General features: G+C 45.6%; 19 protein-coding genes and 2 pseudogenes. 1 reads left to right on the top strand and 20 read right to left on the bottom strand.

Annotation, left to right across the window (positions count from 1 at the left end; all coding sequences use genetic code 11):
- Positions 1–202: pseudogene (locus HGO97_RS23945) on the bottom strand (hypothetical protein); the annotation flags it as partial.
- Between the two features lie 626 nt (positions 203–828).
- On the opposite strand from HGO97_RS23945, the gene HGO97_RS22810 reads away from it, so the two are divergent.
- Positions 829–1155, top strand: a complete 327-nt coding sequence (locus tag HGO97_RS22810) for a hypothetical protein (RefSeq protein WP_039886902.1) — start codon at positions 829–831, stop codon at positions 1153–1155.
- A gap of 38 nt (positions 1156–1193) precedes the next feature.
- Here HGO97_RS22810 and HGO97_RS22805 read toward each other — a convergent pair whose 3' ends face one another.
- The 19 genes and pseudogenes from HGO97_RS22805 to HGO97_RS22715 all read right to left on the bottom strand — a co-directional run.
- Positions 1194–2903 (bottom strand): CHAP domain-containing protein, encoded by a 1710-nt coding sequence (locus HGO97_RS22805; RefSeq protein ID WP_003525199.1) that lies wholly within the window; start codon positions 2901–2903, stop codon positions 1194–1196.
- Between the two features lie 40 nt (positions 2904–2943).
- Positions 2944–3714: a class B sortase gene (gene srtB / locus HGO97_RS22800; RefSeq protein ID WP_003525201.1), complete on the bottom strand. Its 771-nt coding sequence runs from the start codon at positions 3712–3714 to the stop codon at positions 2944–2946.
- 37 nt (positions 3715–3751) lie between these two features.
- A complete protein-coding gene (locus tag HGO97_RS22795) occupies positions 3752–6085 on the bottom strand; it encodes a VirB4-like conjugal transfer ATPase, CD1110 family (protein ID WP_003525203.1) in 2334 nt (777 codons plus the stop codon).
- A gap of 76 nt (positions 6086–6161) precedes the next feature.
- On the bottom strand, positions 6162–6818 hold the full coding sequence (locus tag HGO97_RS22790) for a hypothetical protein (protein ID WP_003525205.1): 657 nt from the start codon (positions 6816–6818) through the stop codon (positions 6162–6164).
- Between the two features lie 96 nt (positions 6819–6914).
- Complete coding sequence (locus HGO97_RS22785; protein WP_003525207.1) at positions 6915–7274, bottom strand: PrgI family protein; 360 nt, start codon at positions 7272–7274, stop codon at positions 6915–6917.
- Entirely contained in the window at positions 7274–7459 is a 186-nt protein-coding gene (locus HGO97_RS22780; RefSeq protein WP_003525213.1) for a hypothetical protein, read from the bottom strand. The genes HGO97_RS22785 and HGO97_RS22780 overlap by 1 nt, the downstream gene beginning before the upstream one ends.
- Positions 7460–7473: 14 nt before the next feature.
- On the bottom strand, positions 7474–8310 hold the full coding sequence (locus HGO97_RS22775) for a hypothetical protein (RefSeq protein ID WP_003525214.1): 837 nt from the start codon (positions 8308–8310) through the stop codon (positions 7474–7476).
- Between the two features lie 73 nt (positions 8311–8383).
- Positions 8384–8743 (bottom strand): hypothetical protein, encoded by a 360-nt coding sequence (locus tag HGO97_RS22770; protein ID WP_003525215.1) that lies wholly within the window; start codon positions 8741–8743, stop codon positions 8384–8386.
- A 14-nt stretch (positions 8744–8757) separates the two neighbouring features.
- Positions 8758–10554, bottom strand: coding sequence for a VirD4-like conjugal transfer protein, CD1115 family (locus tag HGO97_RS22765; RefSeq protein ID WP_003525216.1), 1797 nt, complete (start codon positions 10552–10554; stop codon positions 8758–8760).
- Positions 10541–10744 carry a hypothetical protein gene (locus HGO97_RS22760; protein ID WP_003525217.1) on the bottom strand — a complete coding sequence of 68 codons (204 nt, stop codon included), beginning with the start codon at positions 10742–10744 and terminating at the stop codon, positions 10541–10543. The genes HGO97_RS22765 and HGO97_RS22760 overlap by 14 nt, the downstream gene beginning before the upstream one ends.
- A gap of 9 nt (positions 10745–10753) precedes the next feature.
- Entirely contained in the window at positions 10754–11638 is an 885-nt protein-coding gene (locus HGO97_RS22755; protein WP_003525218.1) for a hypothetical protein, read from the bottom strand.
- A 5-nt stretch (positions 11639–11643) separates the two neighbouring features.
- Complete coding sequence (locus HGO97_RS22750; RefSeq protein ID WP_003525219.1) at positions 11644–12438, bottom strand: PcfB family protein; 795 nt, start codon at positions 12436–12438, stop codon at positions 11644–11646.
- Positions 12422–13792: a relaxase/mobilization nuclease domain-containing protein gene (locus HGO97_RS22745; protein ID WP_003525220.1), complete on the bottom strand. Its 1371-nt coding sequence runs from the start codon at positions 13790–13792 to the stop codon at positions 12422–12424. The genes HGO97_RS22750 and HGO97_RS22745 overlap by 17 nt, the downstream gene beginning before the upstream one ends.
- Positions 13783–14124 carry a plasmid mobilization protein gene (locus HGO97_RS22740; RefSeq protein WP_003525221.1) on the bottom strand — a complete coding sequence of 114 codons (342 nt, stop codon included), beginning with the start codon at positions 14122–14124 and terminating at the stop codon, positions 13783–13785. The genes HGO97_RS22745 and HGO97_RS22740 overlap by 10 nt, the downstream gene beginning before the upstream one ends.
- Positions 14093–14248 (bottom strand): DUF3789 domain-containing protein, encoded by a 156-nt coding sequence (locus HGO97_RS22735; RefSeq protein ID WP_003525222.1) that lies wholly within the window; start codon positions 14246–14248, stop codon positions 14093–14095. The genes HGO97_RS22740 and HGO97_RS22735 overlap by 32 nt, the downstream gene beginning before the upstream one ends.
- Positions 14249–14382: 134 nt before the next feature.
- Complete coding sequence (locus HGO97_RS22730; RefSeq protein WP_216245483.1) at positions 14383–15300, bottom strand: DUF3846 domain-containing protein; 918 nt, start codon at positions 15298–15300, stop codon at positions 14383–14385.
- Positions 15297–16250, bottom strand: a complete 954-nt coding sequence (locus HGO97_RS22725) for a DUF3991 and TOPRIM domain-containing protein (RefSeq protein ID WP_147514031.1) — start codon at positions 16248–16250, stop codon at positions 15297–15299. The genes HGO97_RS22730 and HGO97_RS22725 overlap by 4 nt, the downstream gene beginning before the upstream one ends.
- 16 nt (positions 16251–16266) lie before the next feature.
- A complete protein-coding gene (locus tag HGO97_RS22720) occupies positions 16267–16659 on the bottom strand; it encodes a hypothetical protein (protein WP_014635901.1) in 393 nt (130 codons plus the stop codon).
- Positions 16649–21532 (bottom strand): annotated as a pseudogene (locus tag HGO97_RS22715) (N-6 DNA methylase); the annotation flags it as partial. The pseudogene HGO97_RS22715 and the gene HGO97_RS22720, both read right to left, overlap by 11 nt.
- Between the last annotated feature and the right edge of the window lie 450 nt (positions 21533–21982).

Below are 21982 nucleotides of genomic sequence, written 5' to 3'. Positions count from 1 at the left end.
AAAAGAAAAAATATGGCATTGAAGATGATAACAAATAAAATTTTTTCAATCGAAAAAATTTATTTTGATTATTCAATTTTGAAAAACTGAATACCTCAAAATCAGAAAGAGCGCGGACAAGCACTTTGAGGGATTGGCCGCCTTGTCCACCCATCCAGCGGGGCGGCGGGCGGCGGTCAAGGCCGGGTGTAACCCCGTTCATTTCAGCCTTGACGGTTGCCCGCTGTCCTGCTACTTTTCCGGGAGTGTGGCCACAACTTCGGGACACTTTGTCCACAAGTCGGAGCGTAGGACGAGGGACGGGGGCTTTCATATACCTGCCGCCGTTCTCTGAAAACAGGCCGATTTTTTGCTCATTCCCATTCGCAAAAATTCAGCCTGTTTTCCTGCCGGAGCAAACGGGGCGCAAGAAGCACCGCACCCCGTTTCCCCCGTCAGCCACGCCAGCAGGTATAACACACTACACTTTGCAAGCAAAGTCGTGTGCCAAAGGGGGCACCCCTTTGGAAACCCCGGACAACAAAACAGGCGGTATGCTGCCCTCTCCGGGAGCATACCGCCGTTTGTTGTCAGCAGCCCGTTTCACGGTCTGCGTGTAGTTCCTTGTAAACTGACCTAAGAGATATGATAAATATACATATGAAGTAACATACGACGAGGCTTTTGAGCAAATGATTCTTGATTTTGAAAAAGCTATTGGTGGTACTATTTATAGACCGACTGCAAAGAAGATATTGAATAATTGGTTTTCTTGGGCAGTGGAACAACGCTCAGCTTTAATTAACTTAATTTCAAGAAAGAAAATGAATTATTCCTATTTGTTATTCAATGAAAAATAAAGCTATATTGAAAGAATACATTGTGACTTATAAATGTTCCACATCAAAATCAGGTGAATCGCAAACCGATAGTTGGCGAAAAAAATATCTCGGTCTAATAGGTGTACTTTATATCATTAAATCTGTTCATAAACAGTATTTTCAATGGAATCCTATTATCGACAGCGAAGTGGTATTTTCTAAAGGAATGGTATCATCTAATGATGACTACGAAATTAAAGATGGCATATTGATGATAACAACCGAAAATTCGATATACTATTTTCAAATCATAAAATCAAACCTTGAAATTCCAAAACCAACAGTATTATGGTAAATGTACTTGATGGCTACTCAAACGAGCAGCCATCATTTTTAATATGCCGGAATACCGTATCCGTAGATAACAGAGCTTCCGACAGGGTATGTTTTGGTTCTGCAAGTGTCGCCTGAGTTGCCCTCAACGGTATAGACTGTACCGTTCTCGCATCTCTGAACGATACCGGTGTGGTCTGTCACACCGTCGCCCTCCCAGTCAAAGAAGATGATTGTACCGGGCGAAGGCTCATACGAACCGTCTGCCCATTGTCCTCGGTCTCTGAACCATTGAACGCCGTTTACGCAACCGGCATACTTCGGAATAATACCGGCGTCGATATATCCGCACTCGTTGGCACACCAAGAAACAAAGCAGGCACACCACTCTACACGGGAGTCAAAGCCGTACCAAGACCAGTAAGGCTGACCGCCTACATTACCCACCTGAGACAGAGCGACCGTTACGATTTGGTCGTCGCTGTATCCGATACCGTAAAGCACCTGTGACCATAGCTGATTGTTTTCGTCCTGCAACAGCTCGGCAAGATAATCTTTCTGCTCCTGATTAAAGCCGTACATAGCCGCCATTTCATCTACGGTCTTGTGCGATACCGTGATATACAAAAAAGTTTCGGTTACTGTGGTTTCGGTCTGTACGATGTTGCCGTGTCCGTCGTCGCTTTCCTCGATTTCGGTATGGGTTTTCGTTTCCGTTCGGGAAGAAATATCGTTCATCTCCCAAAAAATATCCGACAGTAGCTGTTTCTTGGTTTCATCAACCGTGGCAACCTCCATCGGATTGTCGGGGTCGGTATTTACTTTAACAGAATAGACCGCAAGAACCTCTTTCCACACAGCTCGGCTTCCGCTCATTTCAAGCACATCATAGCTTACAGAGTTCTTTTTCTGTTCCAATCGGTCATCATATTCCTGATTGATTTCCTGAACGACTGTCTGCATTGACATTCCCGTGCCGGAATCCTCTCCCGAAAAGAAGATACCAAACACAGAACCCGCAATCAAGGCTACAAGACATAGCACAATAATTACTACCACCGCAACCCAACCGCCGGCAGCGATAGCGGCTATCAAACCTTTTACCGCCGCTATGATTGCTTTTACTGCGGCAACGGTGGCTTTGGCTGCGGCTTTAATCGTAGCGGCTGTTGCTTTGGCGGTAGCTTTTGCCGCCTGTGCCGCTTTCTGCGAAGCCTTAACCGTCGCCTGAGCTGTTTTCTGTGCCGCTTTCGCCGCTTGCTGGCTTGTCTTTATCGCCGTTTTTGCAGTCTGTTCAGCCGTCTTAACCGATTTCTGTGCGGTTTTCGTTGCTTCTTTCCCGGCAAACTTAATGGTTTTCTTTCCGGAGGAAGTAGCCGACTGCTTAATGGTCTTTTCCGCCTTATCGACAGTCTTAATTGCCGAGCTTGTATTCTGCGAAGCCTGTTTTCTCAAAGACTGCTCGGCTCGTTGTTGCTTGAAACGCTGAATACCGTCCTTTGCGGTGCGGATATTCTCTTTTGTGGTTTCAAGTCCTTTTCGTCCAGCCTTATCGAACGCATAAGCACCATCGTGAACCATCTCGTCAATACCGCTTTCCAGCTTATCGGAAGCATATTCCTCGGCAGAACTGCTGTTGGCATTTACCGACCGTTCCGCCTTTTCTTTTGTTGCGATATACGCCTGCTTCATTCGTTGGGTTGCAACGGCAGCCTTATCTATGGTTCGTATCGTACCTTTTGCATTGTCTTTCGTTTTAATATCAGCCATACAATCCCTCCTTCCTATGCAGGCTGAACCACCTGTTGTGTTATTCGTTAATGAGCTTCGCCACTACAACGAGTCTGCCGTTTGTCCTGGAATACTCACAGGTGGAAAGAGTTAAGAGCTTGTCGCCGTATTCAGCGGTTACGTCGGTATCGTAAAGCGACAGTTCCTTGCACTTCTCAACATAGGCTGTGAAATCCTCGGCAGTCTCCGCATTGACGAACTGATAATATTTGAAGCTTTCAGGACTGTCCGTATAAACCACGGTTTTGAACACGGCAATTACTTCATAGGTCTGTCGGTCGGTCAGCGTATCAAAGGATATTGTTTTGTGCTTTTCCCAAAAGCTCTTGTCCTTGAATTTCATAAGACCGGCGAACATAGAGCCGTCGTTCATATGATGACCGTAGATGATGATATTGTCGCTTGGCAGCTCCATATCGCAGTTTTCCTGAACATAAGGACAGCCGTAGTCGGTGTATGCCTTATCAAAGCCGTGCTTCAGATAGAAGTTCGGGTTGTCCTTTGACTGCATAACGGGATAATTGATTTTTGTGTCCTCAACCTTAATCCAGCCGACCATATCGTTGTTTTGCAGATAAAGCTCCTGATACTCCGGGATAAAGGTCTTTTCTTCGGAGTAGTTCATCGGCTCTTTTGTTTCTTCAGGCTCGGTCTCCACTACCCCAATCAGATTGTCGTACATTTCCGCCTGCTTTGCAGAGTCGTAATAGTGCTTGATGATAAAACCTGAACTGACGGCAAATACAATGCTGAAAGCACAGATTATGGCAATATAGATTTTGTTTTTCATAGGTGTTTCCTTTCTCATTTACAGAATAGGGCAAGGGTTATACACCCTCGCCCGGTTTGGTTGTCATCAGCTTATACAGCTTCGTATTCTTCGGGAACTTATTTGCAAACGGCACAAGCGAACTGCCGACCTTAATCAGTCCGTGTCCTGCGTCAACATTCGTGATATATGAAAGCTGGAGGTCGGAAATGTTAAGCAGCTTGGCAAGCTCAATTCTGTCGGTTGACGCCTGATTGAGCATAATCAAAAACTCGCTGTTTGCAAGCATAGTTCTTGCCGTATGGCTCTGCAAAAGGTCGTCCACATTCTGCGTAATGCCGGTGGCATAAGCACCGTACTTTCTCACACGCTTCCAAAGGGTAAACAGGAAGTTTGCGGAGTATTCGTGCTGGAACAGGAGGTAGATTTCATCAATGAAGATGAAAGTCTGCTTACCCTTAGCACGGTTCTGTGTGATTCGGTTCAGAATAGAGTCAAGGACGACAAGCATACCGATAGGCATAAGCTGCTTGCCGAGGTCAAGAATGTCATAACAGATAAGTCGGTTATCCGTATCAACATTGGTCGGCTTTGCAAAAGTATTCAAAGAACCGTGTGTAAACAGCTCGATAGCAAGGGCGATTTCCTTTGCTTCCGGCTCGTCCTGTTTCAAAAGTTCCGCACGGAAGTCCTGCAAAGTAGGAACAGTACCGGTATATCCTCTCTGCTGATAGTCTCGGTAAACGCTCGCCGTACAACGGTCGATGATAGATTTCTGCTTTGCTCCGAGGTTTGTGCCGCCGATAAGCTGTTCGCAAAGGGACATAATGAACTCGGATTTCAGGATAACCGGATTTGCTCCGTCGCCGTATTCCTTGTTCATATCCATTGCATTGATATGGCTCGGAGAAGTAGCGGAAATATTGATGATTTCGCCGCCGAGAGCCTTTACAAGCTGCGAATACTCTCGCTCGGGGTCGATGATAATAACATCTGCGTTGGAGGAAAGAATGATATTTTCAATCTCTCCCTTTGCCGCAAAGGATTTACCGCCGCCGGATACGCCGAGAATAAAGGAATTGCCGTTGAGTAGCTGTCTGCGGTCGGCGATAATCATATTTTTGCTGATAACATTCTGACCGTAGTAAATGCCGTTTTCGTGGTAAATGTCCTGAACTCTGAACGGGATAAATACCGCAAGGCTTTCTGTGGTAAGGGTTCTGAATGCGTCAATCTTGCGTGTTCCAAAGGGCATAGCCGTATTCAGTCCGTCCATCTGCTGATACTTGAGAACGGCAAACTGGCACAAATGCTTTCTTGCCGTAGTAAGCAGAGCTTCGGTGTCGTTATCAAGCTGTTCTTTGGAGTCCGCAGTATGAACCATAGTGAGTACAGCGAACATCATTCGCTGATCACGAGTGGTAAGGTCATCAAGGAACTCCTTCATTTCCTTTTTCTGCTGTTCCATATCATACGGAACGGTAGCGGAAAAGTTATTGTTCTGATTCTGCTTTCTCTGCCAGTTGGTTATATTCGTCTCAACCCCAAGCAGTCTGCTCTCTGCTTCTCGCACCGCTTCATCGGTAGGAACAGGTACGATGTCAATGGACATCATCAGGTTGCGGTTCAGGTCGGTAAGCTCAGCTACCATACTGTCCTTGATATAGGAAGCGTACTCACGAAGAAAAAGGACTCTCCCGTAACGGTTTCCCATTTTGAAGTAGTCCTTTTCAAGTTCCATTGTATCCGGGCAAACATAATCCTTGAAATCGTGTCCCTTTTTTCTCGTTTCCTTAATATTGAAGTGGTAGGCGGTTTCCTCACCGACACGGAAGAAATCGTGGACAATTCTCAGCCTTTCATCGGTTTCAAGCTCCACACATTTGCTTCCGAGTCTTGCAAAGTGGGCAATCAGGTCAGCACCGACACGGGCAAAATAGGTTCTTGCGTCCTCCACGCTCTTTTTGTTGATGGAGATAGTAACATACTTATCCTGAACGATCGCATTTGCACCGGTCGCCTTGTCGAGAAGCATTTTGTTATATTCCTCTCGGTAAACATCAAGCTCATCGCCGGTTTCGGGGATAAGAATGGTTTTCTCAAAGTCCAAACGGTTAAGCCGTCTGTTGTTGATAGTCAGCTTTGTAGTAGCTCCGCTGTCAAGAGAGTTGAGAAGCTCGGAGTATTCAAGGAACATTGCTTCCTTGTCCTCACGGCTTGCTACGGCAAAGTTAATATCCGTGAACTTGAAGCTCTTGGAATACTTGTCCTTGCCCACACGGAAAATACCGTCATCATAAATGGCGGTAATGGGAATACAATCCTGTACGCCCTTTGGTACTACAAACTTTTCTTTGTCCTGCTTTAACAGGTTCGTAAGGGTTTTAATCATTGTTCTTGTATGCCTCCTTTTGCATAAAAAAATCGCCACTTAATTAAGTGACGATAAAAATTAGTGTTGTTAAGTTTTAATCCCAGTGCTTTCTTGAGTTATAAACATTGTTTACAGCTTCAATATAACAAATAAACGAAGAATGGTTATAGTCATTTGAGGTCAAATACTTGTTTTTTATTCTTTTGTACTGTTCTCTGACTAATGCCCATTTGCCTTTGCTTTTAATATAATCAGCCTTTTCTTTGAGTCGCCTTGAATTAGGTGCTTGATTCCAAAAATACTTATCATAATAAGAAAAGCCTGTTTTTTCGTGAATTAAGCGGTGATAATTGCCGTCAACATCCTCACAGACAATACAGACATCTATTGAAAAATCTGTATCATTGCCCTGAGTGAAACAGCGCTTCTCCGTAGTTAGTGATGATGTTGAATCTTCACAGTCATTCCATCCGTGTTTCCGAAGAACCGTATTAAAAGCCTTTCTGACACACTCCTTGATGTTTCTACAATCCTCCCAGTCATCTATTCTCGTGATTTCAAGGTTATAGTCCAAGTCAATAGGTCTGTTGGCATTTTGCATTATTAGATTTTTTGCACCGCTCCCCACAAGGTAGAATGAAGCACCAATGTCATATTCTTCTTTCAATGTGTGACAAAGGTCTTGCATTATATCTCCACAAAGAGAACGCATACGGCTCAGAAATTGTTTGTCATTTACATACTCGTACATAGTAAAACTCCTTTCTTCCCAAGCCGTCCATTCAGCTAATGCTAAATCATATTATTATAATTAAACAATGCTTACTTGTCAATCCCGAAAAACTGTTCAATTTTCCTTTTTGATTTTTTGTTTTTGTTCGATTGTCGATTTCATCAATTCGTAATAGGTGTTGGTGGAATGAAAAACCAGCTTTTTCGGCATAAGGAACTCGGACTTAATCCACGCCCATATAAATTTCTCAGCTGTCATTCCGTTGTATTTCACAAAGCCTAGAGCCGCAAAAGGGGCAGCTCCCAAAATGCACACCCACGATACGGTTTCTGTTCCAAGGTACGGTTTTAAGAGAAAGTAAAGTCCTACCGCTACCGCACAGGCGAGAACAGAAAAAATGAACTGTCTGAGCGACAGTCCAAAAAACATTGACTCTGTATAGTTTCGTATCTCTCGGTTAATTTTGACTTCCATCAAAAGCTCCTTTCTCTGCGATATGCCTGTTTTGCGTGACGGATTTCATCAGAGCAGACGCAGGCGTCCGCAAGGCAAATTACATTGCCGTTTTTCTTTCCTCCGTAGTACACACAATATTTGCAGTCGCAGTCGGCAGGCGTATAGCCCTGCCATCTATCGTTATTTTTCTTGTTTTTCTTCATCAGAGAACCTCCCGTTATAAGCCCATCATTTCACGGATAATTCGGTCGCTCATCTTTACTGCACCGACAAGCACAAGCATATTGAATACCAGTTCGCCGATATATGCCCATACCTGAGTAACGGCTGCTGCGTCAGGGTTTACTACCGGCGGCGTAGAAGCAAATAGGGAGAAGATGATACAAGCAAGTACAATTACTGCTCCCTCAAGCAAAACGGCACAATAGCTCTTTATAAAGCTCTTACCCACATTCTGCGACGGCTCTCCGGCAAAAGTGGAAAGCGGTATCGGAGCGAGAGCCGTGTACATATACAGCTTGAAAAATCGTCCGTACACCGTCATTATCATAATGAACGACAAGACCGTGATAAACAGTCCGCCGATAAGAGTAACCGCCCACAATGGGATACTCTCAAAAAATCCGCAGCTTTCAATGGTTGTTACCATTTCAGCAGGCAAGGTTGTTTGATTGGGCGTACCGAATCCCGCAGATGTCATTATGGTTGAAATCGTACCTTGTACGATGTCGAACAGGGCAAGCATAAGCTCCAGCCCGTAGGTAATCACACCTTTGGCAATGGCAAATCGAATGAACAGCTTTAATGCGTGTTCCGGTTTCTTTACATCGGTAAAACTGCCGCAGGTGCGAACCACACCGACAACAAAAAACAGAACAAGCAGGGCAAGACCGATAGCCTGAACTGCACCGTTGATATTCACCATTACCGACCAAATACTGCCGCCTTTGAACTGCTGCGGTGAAGTGGTTAGTAACTGCCATATTTCCGATAGCTTGCTGTTCCAAGTTTCAAGGGCATTTTCGAGGTTCTGAACCACCCAGTTATCACTCATCTGTTTGCACCTCCTTTAAGATTAGGGGCATACCTGAAACGCCAGGTATGCCCCGTTTGATAACTGTGTTCTTTTAGCCGGTAATAAGGGTCAGGATTTCCTTGGCAAAGGTGATGATGATACCTCCCGCAAGGGTCAGGAAGCCGTTGGCTCTCTGAGACGGGTCGTGAGACTTCAAAGAGAGACCGACCTGAACGATACCGAAGCCAAGCAGGATAAGACCGATGGCACGGATAAGTCCGAAGATGAAATCGGACAGATTGTTGACTACGGTAATCGGGTCGCTTGCGGCAAAAGCGGTAACGCTCATGCCGCAGACAAGAGTTGCTGCTGCGATTACGGCGCAGTAAGCACGGAAGCCTTTCTTAACCTTTCCGGTCATAGGCAGCTTCTGAGTAGTTTTCTTTTCGTTGTTCTTCTTAAAAATAGTCATTGTGTTTTCCTCCGTTAAAATAAGTTTTTATTTACTTCAAAATCCTCATCGGACAGAAGCTCGTAATTGGTTTCTCCGTAGCTTTCCTCCGGAAGTTCTTCCGGGTCAATAGAAAGAACGGAAATTGATGAGTGTTTGATGGTAACTTCGCCGTGCTTATAGGCAGAAGCCTTTCCATCGGTTGTAAGTGCCACATTCGGGTGCTTCAAGATGTCATACTTGAAATCCATAACGGGGCGTTCTCCACGAATAAACAGAATTGCATATTGGTTATCAAGCATACGAACTTCATCGGGGGTAAGAAGCTCTCGACCGCTAATCTGATAATTGGTGGAGTAGTTACCGCTTCGCCCGGTACTTTTTCCGAAAGTGTTGGTATCAATGGTTTCCTTGCCGAGAAGCTCGGACACATATTTGTGAGTGCTTTGCTCGTTACCGCCGAGATATAAAAACTCGTCGCAGTTGCCGACAATACTTTCCCATTGCTTTTCAAACAAGGCTTTTAACTGAGCCAAGTTCTGCAAGATGATACTTACCGACACTCCACGGGAACGCATAACTGACAGTATCTTGTCAAAGTCATCGGGCAGGCTCACATTCGCAAATTCGTCCATCAGGAAATGAACAGGAACGGGAAGCGAGCCTCCGTGAATATGGTCGGCAGCATAAAACAACTGCTGAAAAAGCTGTGTGTAAAGGATAGATACCAAGAAGTTAAAGCTGGAATCGTTATCCGGTATCAAAGCAAACAGAGCGACCTTTTTCTCTCCGAGTGATGGGAGGTCAAGCTCGTCTGTGGTGGTTAAAGAAGCAAGACTTTCAAGATTGAACTTTTCCAGTCTTGCCGCAAGGGTTATCTGTATGGACTTTAAGGTTTTCGCCGCACCTGAATGATAGGAACGGTAATACTTCAAAGCGATGTGGTCGGGATTTGACATTTCCAGTTCCGCAAACAGTTCGTCAAGAGGAGAAGGTCTTGTGTCCTCCTCGTCCTCAATCGCACCGGCTCTGAGCATTTCCATTATCATTGCAAAATTCTGTTCATCTTCGGGTGCTTCATAATGAAGATAAAATATTAGTGCAAGCAGAAGCATTGAAGCCGAGGTATCCCAAAAGGGGTCTTGTGCCTGACTGCCTTTCGGAGTGGTACTCTTAAAAAGGTTCGTCACGAGCTTTTGCACATCGTTGTCATTCTGTAAATAGACAAATGGGTTATAGCAATGACTTTTCTCCATTGAAATCAAATCGAGAACACGGACTTCATAGCCTTTGCTTTCAAGCAGCTTTCCGGTATCTCGGAGAATTTCGCCCTTTGGGTCAAGAATGACAAATGATGTGTTGCACTGCATAAGATTCGGCTTGCAGTAAAACCTTGTCTTACCGGCTCCCGAACCGCCGCACACAAGGGTGTTTAAGTTTCTTCGGTGCTTCTTCGCATTGAGTCCGATACAGACATTTTGCGTCATCAGCTTATTTGCAGAAGCCGGAGACTGTCTGTATTTTTTGTTTACGGCTCTTGCATTGCCCCATTTCGCAGAACCGTGTTCTTCACGCCTTCGGTAATTCTTCTGTGTTGAGAAGTAAATCCCAATACCCATTGCATAGCAGAGAAGCAAAACGAGGACAGTTTTTAGGCTGTCCTCGCATAGCTCAATATGAAATGGTTCGTTGAACGCTGTTAATAGGCTCGGCAGTATTTCCGGCAATCCTCCTTTTACAGAGGGTGCAATCAGAAGTGCCAGCCATACGACCGGGATAATACCGATGACGGAAAGAATAATAGCAGACTGCCTTTCGTTATCTCGATTCACAGGAGCGTTCCTTTTCGATAACTCTGAACTTTTTCTTTGGGGCAGTTCCGACCTTGATGATAAGGTCGTCCACCGCATCGGTAGATTTACCCTCGTTCATCAAATCTGTTTTCTCGTCATTGAGAGAACGGATAATAATGCCGTGTTCATAATCGTCCAATGCGATATGATACATTTCTTCCTTCGCCATAGTCTCACCTTATCTTTCGTAGTCTTTGCTTCGTTCCTGCTTTTTCTTGTAAAGCTCATCGGAAACACGGGAATGAATATCCGCCATTGCATTTCTCGTTTTGGAAAGCTCATAGCGAATGTCCTTCGGCTCTTTGCCGGCGAGCTTCTCAGGAATACGGTTGATAGCAAAATTTTGTGTATCGACGCCGTACTTCTTGCAAAGCATATAGCCGATACATACCGCCTGAAAGCCCATATCCGCTCTGCTGTAACTGTCGCTGTTAATGGAGAGCTGTGCGTGGCCAAGCTCCTGTGCTACGCACTGAGCGACCGCTACGCTGTCTCCCACATCACGCTTTACATACAAGGTCTGCTCCTCATTGTTGTAAAACGCCGCCATATTGGGATACGGAAGCTCATTTGTTGCTTCCACTTCAACCGGGGAAGAATCCAGCATAACGGTAATGAGTGCTTTCGGGTCACGGTTGACAGTCGGAGCAGGCGGTCTCTTGCCGTTGGTCTGTGAAACATCAAAGACCTTTTTCACATTATAGGAAATGCCGGTTGTACCGTCTCTCTTTGCATACTCGACAGGTTCAAGAATGGAAATGCTTTTCGCTCCTTTCTGAATTTTCACATTATCCTTGCTCCAGTCATCAAAGTTTTTGAGCTGGCTTGCTTCGGGAAGCTGCTTGAAAATCAGAAGTGCATTGACCGCAGAGTATCGGTCGAGACGGCTCTGCGTATCAAGGAAGGCTTTGAACTTTTCCGGGTCGGAAACGATCGCCTTTGCGGTGTCGTCCGCCATCTGATATACGGCTTCTTTTTCCGCTTTCATCTTCTCGGCATATTCCTCTTTGGAAAGTCGTTTGCTCTGCTGTCCTGCCTTAGCAGGGGTAAAATTATTTGTCATTGTGATTACCTCTCTTTCACATTTTTGCTTTTGGGTTTCGGCTGCTGGTGTACGGTCTGTGCCGGGGCGTTCTTTACCTCCGGCTTTGATACCTCCGGTTCTTTGCGTTCTGCTTCTTTCTGCTGCTTGGACTGTGCCTTATATCGGTCAAGCTTTGCTTTCACCGACGGCTTTCTCTGTCTGTCGCTTACAGTACCCTTATCAGTTTGCATATCTACCGGCTCGGAGTCGTGCCTTGACGGAGGGTTTTTGTCCGTTTTGGCGACTGTGGGGTTTGACTGGGAATACCCCTCTTTCTGAATAGGTTTTCTGACGGCTTCCTCAGTGATGATTTCGTTTTTGGTTTTCGTCGGCTTGTCTTTCTCCAAAGCTTCACGCTTTTCGACAGCCTTCTGAGACTCGGTGACAATCGCAGCCTTATCAACTTTACCGAGTTCAAATCTCTCAACGATTCTCTGAATTTTGGAAGCGTCCTCTGCACGGGCAATAATATCAATCGGTACATTATCGCCCTTTGTGTTTTTATCCCTGAGTACGCAGTATAGAACGCCGTAGCGTTTTGCCTGCTCGGTAAACTTCTTCAAGTCCTTGTTGGGGATAGAAAACACCTTCAGTTCCTTGCCCGACTTAATCATATTGGTAAGTCGAGCCTTGCCTTTTGTTTTCTGTTCCTGTTTGAGAACAGAGACTAATAGAACGGCAATATTCTTTGCTGCCGCTCCGCTTAATTTTGCGGCTACTTCAAAGCCCTCAAGCGATAGCCTGACGACCTGTTCTGCCGCATCACCTCCGTTTGTCATAACGGTTCTGCTCCTTTCTTTCCTGTTTTTCTTCGTAAACTCTAACCGTCTCAAGGTTGGCTTCAATGACCTTTGACCTTTCGGCTATGTCATCACAAAGACCGACCTCTTTGCGGAGAGTCCACAGCTTGCTCGTGATTGCCGCAATCTGTTCTTTGACATTTGATAGCTCATCGTCACTCAAATTTCTTCTTAACTGTTTTCGCAGGTGCGTTCTATCGTCAGTCAATGATTTGATTTGCGACAACACGGACTCTTTATATGAGAAAAGCTGCTCGTCGGTAGAAATGTTCTCCCGTCCAAGCAGCCTTGTCTCCTGAGTGATTTTGTCGAGCTTCAGCAAATCTTCTTTCAAAAGATAGTGAAGCCTTGCGGTATTCTGTTTTTTGTATTTCGGCAGATAACCCAGCTTATAGCAGTAATGCAGATACAGCCCATACAGTCCGCCGACCTTTTTGATTTTGTGTTCTCTTGTGGGCATTCGGTACTGCCTGACTCTTACCGTTTCTTTGGCAAAAGGAACGATGAGAACCTTTTGATTTTCCGTCAGCCTACGCTTGATTGCTTCCTCGGTATAATTCTCTCCGAGGGATTTAAGTCGTATCGGCTTCTTGTATCCTTTCGGAACAATCGTCCAATACTTTCGGCTGTCGCTGAGACAATGCTCATAGCCCATCTGCGTGAGAATATAATCAAAGGTCTTTAGGTTGGTGCTGTGTGCAATCGCTTCATCAATGGCGTCACGAGTAATGGAGTATCGGCTCGGCATACCGGCTTGCTCCTGCTTGTAGTAATAAGAGGATTGCTTACTGCGGTTCGGGTTCGGATTATAATACAGTCCGTACTTTTCACAGAGACGGTCGGCAACAAAACGGAACTTGAACCACGCTTTTTCATCTCCCCATAACCGCTTGCCGTCTACAAAGGAAACGGAGTTGATTACATAATGGCAGTGCAGGTGCTTCGTATTCAGATGAGTAGTAACCACCACCTGAAATCTTTTGCCCCACACTTCGTTTGCAAATTCCATTCCGATTTTCTGTGCCAGCTCCGGGGATATGTCCTGTTCCTTAAAACTCAGGTATCCGTGATAGGCTTGTATGCCGTCGTCTTTGCCGTATGCTTTTTTCACAGATACAAACTGGTCTCTTGCGGTCGCAGGGTTGCAGTTGATACCCTCAACGAAAAATTCACGCTCGGTTTTTTCTTCGTCCTTTGCGTAGGCAAGCACATCACGGAGAGCCTGATACTGTTCCTCGGTGTAAATATCTGCCGCCGTCTTTTCGGGATTGGCGGCATAGTCGATTACCTGACCGAGCCTTGATGTGACCGACCACAATTTACTTACTGCCATTTCATATCGCTCTTATCGGGTCTTAAAAAAGTACGCTCCACATCAGCCTGAAACTTGTGCCAACGCTCGGCTTCCTTTTTGAGCTGCGGTGCGTCCACAAATCCGAGGGTGTTTGCTTTCGCAGCAAGCTGATTGATGTTGTTGCCGATAGCAGAAAGCTCACGCATAACATCGTAAAATCTTTCGTCGGGCTTTTCTCTCGGCTCGTAGCCTTTGAGAAGCAAACGGATAAGACCAGACTCGGACATACAAGAACGCTTTGCTTTTTTCTGTAAGTCCTGAGCTTCATCTCGGCTTAACCTAACAATCTTCTGAATGTTTCTTTTCCTCATTTTTATCGCTGTCCTTTCTGTAAATATAGTGTCTGTCCCGGTTTATCTGAAACAGGCACATTGTTGTTACTCCGAAAGAGCCGCCGATGATTAACCCGGCGGCGACCAATGCTATCTCCCGCATAGCTTATGCTCCTTTCTTGCTTGGGGTATTAGGGGCAACCCCTAACGAGTGTACCGTTTGGAAACCTGTGGTTATCCAAATGGTCTGCTCGCTAAGATTATGCAGACACTCAGGGTTGCCCCATAGATTGACTTTTATCTCTCCATATCCTTTGAGACAGGCTTATACGGCTTTGCTTCAATACCGTCCAAAGACTTGTAAAATCTCTCCGGGTATTTGAACTTTTCCTCGTACTTACGAGCCAGTTCTTTCGGCATACTGAGAAACTTTTCCGACTCAATCGGTGCGTAAGCAATGAAGAACTTGCCGGCAATAATGTCGAGCATTTCACGGTTGCTGTCATCTTTCACATAACATTTTTCAATCTTCCAACCGTCCTTGCCACCGTGTTCATCAGCCATATACGCTTCCAGTCGCACACATTTATCCGACCCGTCAAGGGAAGAAGCATAGATAGAATATCCGCCCATACCCTCAATGAAAGCCTTATTGTTACTGCTGACAACATAGGTTCTTTGTTCCTCTGTGTATGGCTTGTCAAAGCTGTCAGCCGTAAAAACAATATATCCGGTCGTGTGGTTTCTTTCTTTTTCTACCTGCCGGAAATGAGCTTTCAACTGCGGATAACTCATCTCAACATTCTCAGGCTCGGAATAAACAGCCCTGTTCAGCGGCAAGCCGTTCATCTTTCCTTCATCGTTGCAGATGATGGCAACATCGTCCTCAAAGGGCATATATTCTTCAATATCTCCCTCCACAAGAGACTGCATTGCTTCCAGCGTATCCTCAATCTCAATGAGCTTCGGATACCTGCCCGGCTCAACGAGAATGACGGAAATCTTCTCCGGTGCTTCGACCTTTTCAAAGGTATCTTCGTGAATATTCAAAGCGAGAGAGCTTCCGTTTTCCCAACTCATATGAATCTGTCCGGCGTCGTCAACAAACTTAACCGTTCCTTTCAGACCGTAGGGCATTTGACTTTCTCCAGCCATTTCAGTGAGTACAATCTGCGTACCCTCCGGGTACATTTCTCTGATTTCTTTTAGTTTCATCGTGCAAAACTCCTTTCGGTTTTATCTTTTATTCCCAAGCGTTTACAAAGAAAGTCGTTGACATCTTTCCCGTATTGGGGAGGGTCGTCAACGACTTCATAATTATCTGAAAGAATCGTCTGCAACGCTTTGGTTGCTTTTCTTCCGGCAATATCATTATCCAAATGAAGAACAATTCGCTTGATTGTTTTGTCTTTTTCAAGCAGCCTGCCGAGTGTAACAGGCACTTTTGAGTCCTCGATTTTCTGCTTTGGGGAATACACTCCCGCAAGAGAAACAAGGTTAAACTGTCGCCAGTCTTTGCCCTCCAGCTTCATCAAAGTTGCATAGGAAAGCAGGTCAATAGCACACTCAAAAAGATGAACCTCTCCGGTGTTTTCGGCAGTCAGGCGGAAAGAGTATTGCTTTTTACTGCCGGTGCAGTCGCCCATAATCCTTGATTGATTTGTTGCTCTGTAAGCGGCGTATTTAGGTTCTTTGTTCTCGTCATAGCCGATAAAAACAGCATTGTGATATGGGAGCGACTCAATGATTAGCTCCTGTTCCAAACAGTGGTTGATGATTTCATAATCAATCCCACGCCCGAAAAGGTAATCAAATACCACATCGGCAGTAGGACTTTTTTCAGGCAGAAGCAAGGGTTGTTCCTCATAGCTTTTGATGTTTTCACAAGTCGGAAAGCTGACTGAACCGTTTCCCATAATGGTCTGAACCGCCTGCACAAAATCCATTCCACGGACTTTGATAAGGTAATCGAGGGCGGATTTGCCCCCGATACCTCTCGACCACCACATCCATTTTCCGTTGGAAATCTTCAAACTGTCGTGGGTTCTTGTGGTGTAGGTGTTGCTTGAAAACTTGACAAGCTCGCCCGGTTCATACTCTCTGAGATAGGTTAATAAATCCATTCGTTTGGCTTCGGTTATGACTTCCGGTGCAATATACGGCATAGGTATCACCGCCGTTCTACATCAGCAAATCGGCAACCGCTTTCTGTATCGGTTCGTTGATACTGAGCTTTGCAATGATAATGAGTATCTTATCAACAGGGCAGCCGATGTCATTCCAAACAGTCCAAGCACCTCCCGCAAGGTCGTCGTTTTCATACAAAGCAATGATTTCTTCCGGCGAAAACACCGTTTCAATGCTCTGTCGAACCAACTCTCCGTAGAAAGAAAGCTTTGCATTTCTAAGGGCAAATTCTGCTTCCTTTGCGGGCGGTTTGCTTCTTTTTAATTCGAGATATGCTTTATCAAGTCTCCTGACCACAACCATCATCATTGCATCAAAAGGGTTAATGATTGCTTTTCTGCAAGGGCAGTTTTCTCTTTCCTTATCGGGTGTCATTTTATCGTTCATAGGTTTTCTCCTTTCGTGTGTTCGGCACTTCGCCCTCATCGGGTTCGCCGCCGACAATTTCGTTTTCTCGCTTATCCATATTGAGCAGAATATTCAGCTCGTCCAGTCGGGCAAGCTTTGTTTTCAATTCTTCCTCTTGGATAAATGGTTTTTGGACTTCTTTCTTTGCGGTTTCCAACTGATTTTTGGTGTTCTCAAGGTCGTTCTCCGCAAGTGACAAGCTCTCGGCAAATCTCTCAATTCCGTTATCAAGACGGATAATATTGCCGTATGCGTCATCGCCGAGAGGAACATTTCTGCTTGTTGCACCTTTCAGTCGAACCTCATAATTTCGCTCTGCGGTATTAAAAAGCAGCTCCGTTTCAAACCCTCTGTACTTGCCGAGAGGAATAGGGTCGGGGCTGTTCATCTGTTTGCAGGCTTCAATGATTGCTTTACCGGCGTCGGCTTTTTCGGAATAAAAAACACCCTTAACCTCCATACCGACAAAGCGGTCGTCCGTTGGTTTCGGGTGCTGTTTCGCAGTTTCTACATCTTGCTTCAAGCCTTCAATGCGGTTTTCCAAAGCTGTAATTCGCTGCGGATAATATTTGATTATCTTATCTTCCAAAGCATATCTTTCAGAGAGAAAGTTGGATTTTAAGAGCTTCAGCTTTTGGACTTGAATATCCAAATCCATCTTCTCCTTAATATACGGATTGCCGGTGGCAAGCATTTTAATTTCTGCATAGGACAGAGCGGTTTCATCAATATCCTCGGCAGAACGCACCGGAGATTTGCTCGTCATAATCTGACTGGCGAACTTTTGCTTTCCCTCTACAAGCTGATAGAGATATGCGTCAAAGGTCTGCTCCGTTACATAGCGGTAAATATCTACATCAGGGTTTGAGTTGCCCTGACGGATAATTCGACCGGAACGCTGCTCCAAGTCTGACGGTCTCCACGGACAATCCACATCGTGAAGTGCGATAAGTCTGTCCTGAACATTCGTGCCGGCTCCCATCTTCTGCGTAGAGCCGAGAAGCACTCTGACCTCGCCCTTGCGGGTCTTTTGGAACAGTTCTTTCTTCTTCACATCGGTATCTGCTTCGTGGATAAAGCGGACTTCGCTTTCGGGGACACCACGCTCTATGAGCTTCTTTCTGATGTCGTTATATACCGAGAATGTGCCGTCGTTCTTTGGTGTTGAGAGGTCGCAGAACACAAGCTGTGCCGATTTTTTATCGGCTGTTTCCTCCCAAATACGGTAGATGTTATCGACGCAGGCGTTGATTTTACTACCCTCAAAATCAGGCAGCATATCGTTGAGCATACGCTGGTCAAGAGCCAACTTTCTGCCGTCGTTTGTGATTTTGAGCATATTATCTACACTCGAATCCACACCGCCACCACGGACTTTCTCGGCTCGTTCCGCAAGGGAAGCAACCATTTCTTTCTGCATTTCCGACGGCTTGACCGCAACATTGTGGAAGTGTGCTTCCGGCACAGGCAGCTCCAGCATATCCGCCGTCTTAATGTCGGCAACCTCCTTAAACATCGCCATAAGCTCCGGAAGGTTATAGAATTTTGCAAAGCGGGTTTTCGCTCTGTAACCCGTTCCCTCCGGGGTAAGCTCAACAGCTGTTACAGTCTCTCCGAAGGTACTTGCCCACGAGTCGAAGTGTTGCAAGTTGTTTTTCACAAGCGTGTTGTACTGCAAGTATCGCTGAATGGTATAGAGTTCCACCATACTGTTTGAGATAGGAGTACCGGTCGCAAATATCGTTCCTCGACCGCCTGTAAGCTCGTCAAGGTATCGGCACTTCATAAACAGGTCGGAGGATTTCTGTGCTTCCGTTTGAGCGATACCGCCCACATTACGCATTTTGGTGTAAAGATAGAGGTTCTTGTAATAATGGCTCTCGTCGATAAAGAGCCTGTCCACACCGAGTTCTTCAAAGGTAACAACATCATCCTTGCGGCTTTGGTCGTTGAGCTTTTCCAACTTTTGTTTCACGGACTTTTTAGACTTTTCAAGCTGTTTAATGGAGAAATTTTCTCCACGGTTTCGCTTCAAATCCATAATACCGTCTGTCAGTTCTTCAAGCTGTTGCTCAAGAATTGCCCTCTGTCTTTCAATGGACATCGGTATTTTTTCAAACTGAGAATGACCGATGATTACGGCGTCATAATCTCCCGTAGCAATTCGACCACAGAACTTTTTACGGTTCTTTGTCTCAAAATCTCGCTTTGTTGCCACAAGAATATTCGCCGCCGGATAGAGTTGTAAGAACTCCGCCGCCCATTGCTCGGTTAAGTGATTTGGCACTACGAACAGCGACTTATTGCAAAGTCCCAGTCGTTTGGACTCCATAGCAGCCGCCACCATCTCAAAAGTTTTGCCTGCACCGACTGCGTGTGCCAACAGCGTGTTGCCGCCGTACAGAATGTGTGCAACCGCATTTTTCTGATGTTCACGGAGTTCGATTTCTGGGTTCATACCGTTGAAAACAATGTGGCTTCCGTCGTACTCACGGGGTCTTATGCTGTTGAACTTTTCGTTATACATCTTCGTGAGTTTTTCTCGGCGGGCAGGGTCAGCCCATATCCAGTCCTGAAAGCCCTGCTTTATGAGTTCCTGCTTTGCCTGTGCGATTGCCGTTTCTTTTTTATTGAGGACGGCTTTCTTTTTGCCTTCTTCATCTTCGATATAGTCAAAGATACGGACATCTTTCAGGTTCAGCGTTTCCTCAATTATCTTATATGCGTTGATGCGGGAAGTACCGTATGTGCTGTACGCTTTTACATTGGAACGGTCATAGCTCTTTCCCTCAATGTTCCATTCGCCGGTAAACTGAGAGTAGTGAACCTTGATATTCCATTGTGCATAGCGTGGGGTGTCGAGAAACTCAAACATAAACTGTTGGAATATTTCGGGCGGTATCCAAGTCGCACCGAGCCTTACGGAAATCTCGCTTGCCGTCAAATCCTTTGGTTGCACCTTTTCAAGTGCCTGCACATTGACGGTGTAATCTTCGGGATACAGAGTCGCAGACCTTTTGGCTGTTGCCAGCTTCTCACGAACATTGCCCGACAGATATTCGTCTGCCATCAGATACTTCGGCTCATAAGAATTGCCGTACTCATAAAGGGGATTTAAGAAGATAACACCCTTTAAGTCAGAAAATAATTCTTCCTCGCTTTTACCGGACAACTCCATCATATATTCCATATCAATGGCTGCTTTTTCACCCATAGAGACAGCGAGAGCTTCGTCTGCGGTGCCAACCTCCGTTACCGGCTTGTGCGGTTTAATCGTCCTTTTGTAGAACATATCCGCCTTGCGTTCCAGTTCACCATCTTCGTTGATGACCTCAAGAGCAGAGAGCAGAGCATAGGAGCTGTCGTCGGAAAAAGCGGAAGTATTGGCACGGCTGTTAATCAGTCCGTACTTCTTTGTGAAGCTGTCATACAGAGTGTTCAGCTTTTCCTGTGCCTGTTTGATTTCGCTGTCGGGGTAATCCTCGGTTTGCAGTTCAATCAGGTTTCGGACGCAATCCCTTATCCCCATCATACCCTTGATACGGTTCTCGGCGGTTGCAGATACCTCCACCGGGGACATACGGGAGTTCTCACGGAAATAGATTTTATCGTCCAAAACCGTATAAGAGAAGTTCCTTACCGTAGGGTCTGCCGGGATAGAATTATCTTCTTCCTCCAGCTCATCGGCAACTTCGTATTCGGAGATTTCTCCGTGAATGTTTGAGACTGCTTCGTTCAAAAGCTCCGAAAGGTCGGCATTATCAAACGGTTCACAGGTTGCTTCCGGTCCGAAGCGACCGCTTGCCATTTTCATTTCGCCGAGTACCATTTCCGGGTGCTGAACAAAATATGAGTTCATTCTTATACCGTTTTCATCGGTGTCAAGATGAACCCAATCCGGCTCAATATCTATGAGTCTGTCTCGCTTTTGCAGAAACAGAATATCGGATACAACCTCTGTTCCGGCATTGCCTTTGAAGGTGTCATTCGGAAGTCTGATTGCTCCGAGAAGCTCCGCCCTCTGTGCGATATATTTTCGGACATTGGAGTTTTCCTTGTCCATAGTTCCTTTGCTTGTCACAAGAGCCATCACACCGCCGGGGCGTAATTTGTCAAGCGATTTTGCAAAGAAATAATCGTGGATTAAGAAGTTGTACTTGTCATATCGTTTGTCGGAGACTTTGAAGTCTCCGAAAGGCACATTGCCGATAACACCGTCAAAGAAACTGTCGGGAACATTTACTTTCTCAAAGCCCTGTGCCGCAATAGAAGATTTCTGATAAAGCTGCTGAGCGATACCGGCTGAAATGGTATCAAGCTCCACGCCGTAAACCTTTGCGTTTTCCATTGACTTAGGCAGCATACCGATGAAGTTACCGATACCGCAGGACGGCTCAAGCAGGTTGCCCTCCTGAAATCCCATCTGTTCCAACACCTTATAAATGGCGGTAGATACTTCGGGGGGAGTGTAAAAGGAGGTCAAGGTGCTTTCTCTTGCCGACGCATATTCCTCCGGCGTCAGGATGTTTTTCAGCATTGCATACTCTGTATGCCAAGCTCCTGCTCGTTCGTCAAAGGCTTCGGGAATACCGCCCCAACCGACATATCTCGACAAGATTTTCTGCTCATCGGGTGTCGCAAAACGGTTTTCGCTTTGACAATCTTTCAAGACCTTAATCGCCGCATAGTTTCTGTGAAAACGCTCTTTCTTGTTCACTTCCTCAACCTGATTATTAGCAAGGTCAAAGTTGTGTCGCTCCGACATAGGAATATCCGGATGGAGGTCAAAGCTCTTTACCTTTGACTTTTTCTTTTGCTCCCAAACGGGAACTATCGGCTCAGGTTCTTTCTCTCGGTTGTCCTTAACTTCAACGCCGTTGTGTTCGGATAAAGCCTTAAAGTCATCAAGCAAGTCAGGTCTGATACCAAGTACAGAACCGTCATCTTCAAATACAAAGGCTTCATCAACAAGGAAATGATAAAACTCTGCACCGTGCCATTCGTTATCGCTGTCCCTTGCAACAAGACCGTTTTCATCATAACTGAGAGCAATGTCGTCAATCTTTAATCTGCCAAGCACGGAATATAGGATTTCTGTTTCTCGGTCAAAAACCGGAACTTCAGAAACCGCAGTAACAAGGCTCTGCATTGTCGCTTTGGTACAGTCTGTGAAATCAGGCTGTTCCGAAAACTGGTCCTATGTCAAGAAAAAGTACAAATTAAATGTAACCAATTTTCTCCCGTTTGTGGATAGCTTTGCCTAACTCGCAACTTCCATGATGTTCCTTTCAAGATTTGCAAG

The sequence above is a fragment of the Faecalicatena faecalis genome, from assembly GCF_012524165.2.
Lineage (GTDB): Bacteria > Bacillota > Clostridia > Lachnospirales > Lachnospiraceae > Faecalicatena_A > Faecalicatena_A faecalis.
This window is presented reverse-complemented; position numbering and strand designations above follow the sequence as displayed.